Below are 4,936 nucleotides of genomic sequence, written 5' to 3'. Positions count from 1 at the left end.
ATTTTCGTTAATGATAGTTATAATAGGCTTAATCTCTACAATAACCTTATTTACACTTGATGATAAGGATAAAAAATAAACGTAACCGTTCACAGATTTCCACTTAATTCTTCAATCTCACTAATAGAAAGGCCAGTAAACTTAACAATAGTGTTGACATCAACATTATTAGCCAGCATTGCTTTTGCGACTTCAATTTTCCCTTCAATTTTCCCTTCCTCTTTACCAATTTTTTTGCCTTTTTCAGTAGCAAGATCAAGTCTGTATTCAAGAATGGCTTCTTCTTTCCGTAGATCCATTATCCTTTCTTCGTAAGCTACTAAATCTTTTTCGTTCCAACGAAACTTGTCTAATTCATCATATGCTAGCTTTATTATTGGCGCTTTTTCTGCTATCTCTTTTAAGTCCTCTTCTGTTGTTTCTTCTGCGTATTTAAAAAAGAAACACCACCTTTCTACTATACTTTCTAACTGCTCTACTTTATTTTTTGCGAATTTAGGCAACTCAATAAAGACAAACTGAAAATCTTTTAAGTAATGGCCGTTAGTTTTTATATCACGTATATTGTGAGTAGAAATATAATCAACTTCTTCAGGAAGTAAGTTACAATTTGATATAGCAATAAAGAAGACTTTCTTTAAATCAATGTAGTTGCCAGATTTATCTAATTGTCTTGAGTAAGCCTTAGCAGCATACAGTTGAGCTCGTTTTTCGAAGCCTTTGTCGCGAGTGAGCTGCATTTCAATCACATACCTGGCCCCACTAGAATCCCTGCAAAGAACATCAACTATACTTTGCTTATCAGATGCAATTTCAGGATCCATTATAGTACTGAGGAATTCCACTTCTTGTATAGTATTTATCTCGGTAAATCCTAAAATATCATTCAAAAAATGTATGAGAATATTCTTATTTTTTTCAGTGCCAAATATTTTTTTGAAGGTTAAATCCAGCTTAGGGTCGAGAAACTTAGATAAAGCCATAGCCAAAGTGCTTAAAAATATTAATAATTATACACACAATTATTCAACCATATTTTTGAAGATAGCTATAGCTATGCCGCCGCGAACCGTCATACCGCGATTCATTCGCGGTATCTCGGCATAGATTCCGCTAACTAGTAGCGGAATGACGATTGTGCATCGTGCTTTGCTAAAAAAAAATCACAGAATACAGTCTGGTTACATTACTCTAGCTATACGCAACAACTTTACTTTCAACAACTTTATTAGCAATAATACGACTTTCATAATCAATATTTATTATATCAGATAGTGAATTAATATCAGTATAACTACCAAAACTTTCCATTGTTGATTCCACTACCTCTACTATTTTTAAAAAGCCGATTCGTGACTTCAAAAATTCATTAACAGCTATTTCATTTGCAGCATTGAGCACAATACTGTTTGTTTGTGAAGCAGAAGAGTTTAACACTGCCATGCTAAGCTTTAGCGCAGGAAAACGCTTATGGTCTGGTTCTTGAAAGGTCAATTTTCCTTGCTTTGTTAAATCTAATTTACGATTTAAAGCTGATCTTTCCGGCCAAGACAAAGCATATGAAATGGGAATTGCCATGTCAGTCTCTGCAAGCACAGCAAAGTTGAACCCATCCTTATAAGTTACAATTCCATGTACTATTGACTCAGGATGCACTATTGCTTCAATTTTATCCGGGCTGATGTTAAACAAGTTATGTGCTTCTATTATCTCTAGTGCCTTATTCATCATTGTTGCGCTATCAACCGAGATTTTCTTTCCCATATTCCAAGTGGGGTGACTAAGCGCCTGATCTACCATGACATTTCTTAATTGCTCAGAACTATAATTTAAGAATGGTCCACCAGAAGCAGTAAGTATGATCTTTTCTATGCATTTGTCGTCATTTTGCAAAATTTGAAAAATTGCGTTGTGCTCAGAGTCAATAGAGATTATTTGTACGTTTTTTTCTTTAGCTTTTTTAAGTAATAACTTTCCACCGCAAACAATGCTTTCTTTATTTGCTAATGCAATGACTTTGGTACCGCTTTCTATAACCTCCATAACTGGCTCAAGGCCTGCAATGCCAACTATTGCAACAACTGAGAGATCAACAGGTATGGTAGCAATATTTGTAGCACCAATTGCTATTTTTACATCTGTACCAAGTAGATTTTCTTTTAAATCTTTGTAAAACCTTTCATCGGAGATAGCAACGTATTTTGCATTCAGCAGTTTTGCTTGGTGTGCCAGTAGAGCAAAGTTCGAATGGGCACTTAGTGCTTCCACTTGGTATTCTTCTTTTCTCTTTGAGAGCAAATCTACAGTCTTTTTTCCAACACTTCCTGTTGACCCTAAAACTGAAACCTTTTTCACTAAGACAAACTCATGTTAATTATAACAACAGCAACTTTTCTTATTAGGCCTTCTCGCATACTATTCAGCAGTTTTTAAGCGTTTAACCAAGTTCATGCCCGTGGTCATCACCAACAGATGGTGAAGGACCAGGTGAAAAAGATTGACCATGGTGATCACCTGCATCATGCATGTCTTGCAAACCATCAGCATTATGAGCTATTTCGTTATTGGCATGAGGGTAATCATCTGAGTGATGTCCATCATCACCATGAGCCATGTCCATTCCTTCTGATGGCATATCTTCCCCACCTCCACCTGAAAAATATTCTGCAAGGCCTTCAAGAAGTTTTATGCCAAACATATTACCTGACTTTCCAAACAGTGTTACTAAACTACTGCCACTCACCAAACTTTCAAACACATTATTATAAGCAGCAATCGCCCCTTCATGAAAGTTGAACAACCATTTCATTCCATCCACGACTGTTGAAACAGAGTCACTGTGACCAAGACCAAAACCACTTTTCTCACCAGCGGCTTCTTGGTGTTGTTGCTGCGCTTGCCATTCTGCAATATTTGGACCTTGAGCTTCACTCATAAATTTTTACTCTCAACCTTAAGCTATTATTTTATCACAAATATTGCAAAATATCAATAGAGCTTTTGAATATATAACTAATACAAACAATTCTGTTATCTGATATAGGGCCCAGTTTGAAAAAAATCTGAATTCCAATGTCCACTACCTTTTACAAAGTTAAAACTTAAAAATATGACTGTTAGCAATAGTGTATATATCTTTAGCTATATATAATGAATGAATTTTTTTATATATTCGTTATTAGTATTTTGTATTTCCTGAACAGTTCCATGGGAAATGATCTCCCCTTCATATAATACTGCTATTTTATCAGCTATTTTAAATGCGCTATGAATATCATGTGTAATCGTGATAATTGTAGGGTTAAGATCTCTAGATAATTTTATTATTATCTCGTTTACTATATCTGACATAATTGGGTCCAATCCTGAAGTTGGTTCATCCAATATGATGATTTCTGGGTTGTGTGCAATTGCCCTTGCAAGTGCCACTCTTTTTTTCATTCCACCTGATAGCTCTATTGGAAACATATCTGCTATATTTTCTTCCAATCCAACATCATTTAGCTTTTCAATTGCTAGCTGTTTTGCCTCCTTTTTGCTGATATTAAAGCGTTTTTTATAATTAAAAGATATATTTTCCCACACTGTAACATAGTCAAATAAAGCGGAATTTTGAAATAAAACCCCAAATTTATTTTTGCTTTTACTATTTATTTTAATAGACCCTGAGTCTGGTGTCAGCAAGCCAATGATTATTTTTGTTAATACAGATTTGCCGCTTCCTGAGCCGCCAAGTATGACTAATGATTCCCCTTTTGATATATCAAGATTTAGATCTTTTAGTACTGTCCTGTCATCAAAAGATAAGCTTAAGTTCGATATTGATATTATGGGGTTACGCATGTATCAAAGTAATCATGTAGTTTGCTAAAATGATCAGTATGGACGATAAAACAACAGTTGATGTTGTAGCAACACCTACTCCTCGTGCACCTTCTTTGCAATGGTAACCGTAATAGCAACTTGAGACAGAAATTATGGCGCCAAAAGCAGTTGCTTTAGCTAGCCCAGTTACAAAATCGTACGTATTAAAGAACTGAGCTGTGTATTTAATGTATATATTTAGATTGTGGTTAAATTCGAAGACTGCAGTGACATATCCTCCAAATATTCCTATTAGATCTGCACATACTGTAAGTATGGGAAATACTATGATTGACGCTAAAATCCTTGGTGCAATTAAATATTTGAAAGGGTTAATGTTCAAAGTTGTAAGGGCATCTATTTGCTCGGTGATGCGCATCGTACCAATTTCTGCTGCAACTGATGATCCAACCTTTCCTACCATTATTAAGCTGATCAAAACTGGTCCTAACTCTTTAATGATAGTGATCGTAACAAGTTTGGGTATTATCTGTTCTTGGTTAATTAATGGGTCACTCAAGCTACTTTGTAAAACTATCGCCGCTCCTATAAAAACTCCAGTGAGCCCAACAATTGGCAGAGAGAAAAAGCCTATCTCTATAATTTGTCTTGCTACGTTGCTAAAATAATATGGCGGCACAAGGCAGTGGTATAGAGATTGAATAAAAAATATGAATGCACTACCAAGCCTTAACAAAAAATTGATAAAGTACCTACCAATTATCCTAACACTATTTATATCAAAAAAGCTCACTTTGTATTCATTTTAGCTAGAGGTTAGTCTTACTGATTTTATTAAAATTTTTATTAACTTTATCGCAAAGTATAGCTGAGATATGTTTTAAGTTCAACATACTTGATGTTTTAATTTAAAGCTCATATAGCTAACCCAAGAAAGGTTTCCCTACGTCATACCGCCACGGTATCCACAACTGTACGAACGTTGTAGTTTGGGAGCAATTCCCACCAGTGGGCCAGTGCCCAGACACTGGGATGGCTTTGTTGCATCGCTAGCTATGATGGATTAAAGATAAAAAAGGTGGAGAATATCAGTAGCTTATTATTCTGGTAT

Annotated in this window: 5 protein-coding genes; all 5 read right to left on the bottom strand. The window is 35.3% G+C overall.

From position 1 onward, the window contains the following. Positions 1-89 precede the first annotated feature (89 nt). Complete coding sequence (locus BA053_RS05195) at positions 90-983, bottom strand: Rpn family recombination-promoting nuclease/putative transposase (RefSeq protein WP_065106837.1); 894 nt, start codon at positions 981-983, stop codon at positions 90-92. Between the two features lie 208 nt (positions 984-1,191). Beyond that, positions 1,192-2,355, bottom strand: coding sequence for a 1-deoxy-D-xylulose-5-phosphate reductoisomerase (gene dxr / locus BA053_RS05190; protein ID WP_065094655.1), 1,164 nt, complete (start codon positions 2,353-2,355; stop codon positions 1,192-1,194). An 82-nt stretch (positions 2,356-2,437) separates the two neighbouring features. Continuing rightward, the gene (locus BA053_RS05185) at positions 2,438-2,935 is read right to left on the bottom strand and encodes a hypothetical protein (protein WP_065094654.1); all 498 of its coding nucleotides are present in this window, start codon (positions 2,933-2,935) and stop codon (positions 2,438-2,440) included. Between the two features lie 206 nt (positions 2,936-3,141). Further along, entirely contained in the window at positions 3,142-3,843 is a 702-nt protein-coding gene (locus BA053_RS05180; RefSeq protein ID WP_065094653.1) for an ABC transporter ATP-binding protein, read from the bottom strand. Next, positions 3,836-4,618, bottom strand: coding sequence for an MlaE family ABC transporter permease (locus BA053_RS05175; protein ID WP_065094652.1), 783 nt, complete (start codon positions 4,616-4,618; stop codon positions 3,836-3,838). The genes BA053_RS05180 and BA053_RS05175 overlap by 8 nt, the downstream gene beginning before the upstream one ends. Positions 4,619-4,936 lie beyond the last annotated feature (318 nt).

Source organism: Wolbachia endosymbiont of Nomada ferruginata (assembly GCF_001675785.1).
GTDB classification, from domain to species: Bacteria; Pseudomonadota; Alphaproteobacteria; order Rickettsiales; family Anaplasmataceae; genus Wolbachia; species Wolbachia pipientis.
This window is presented reverse-complemented; position numbering and strand designations above follow the sequence as displayed.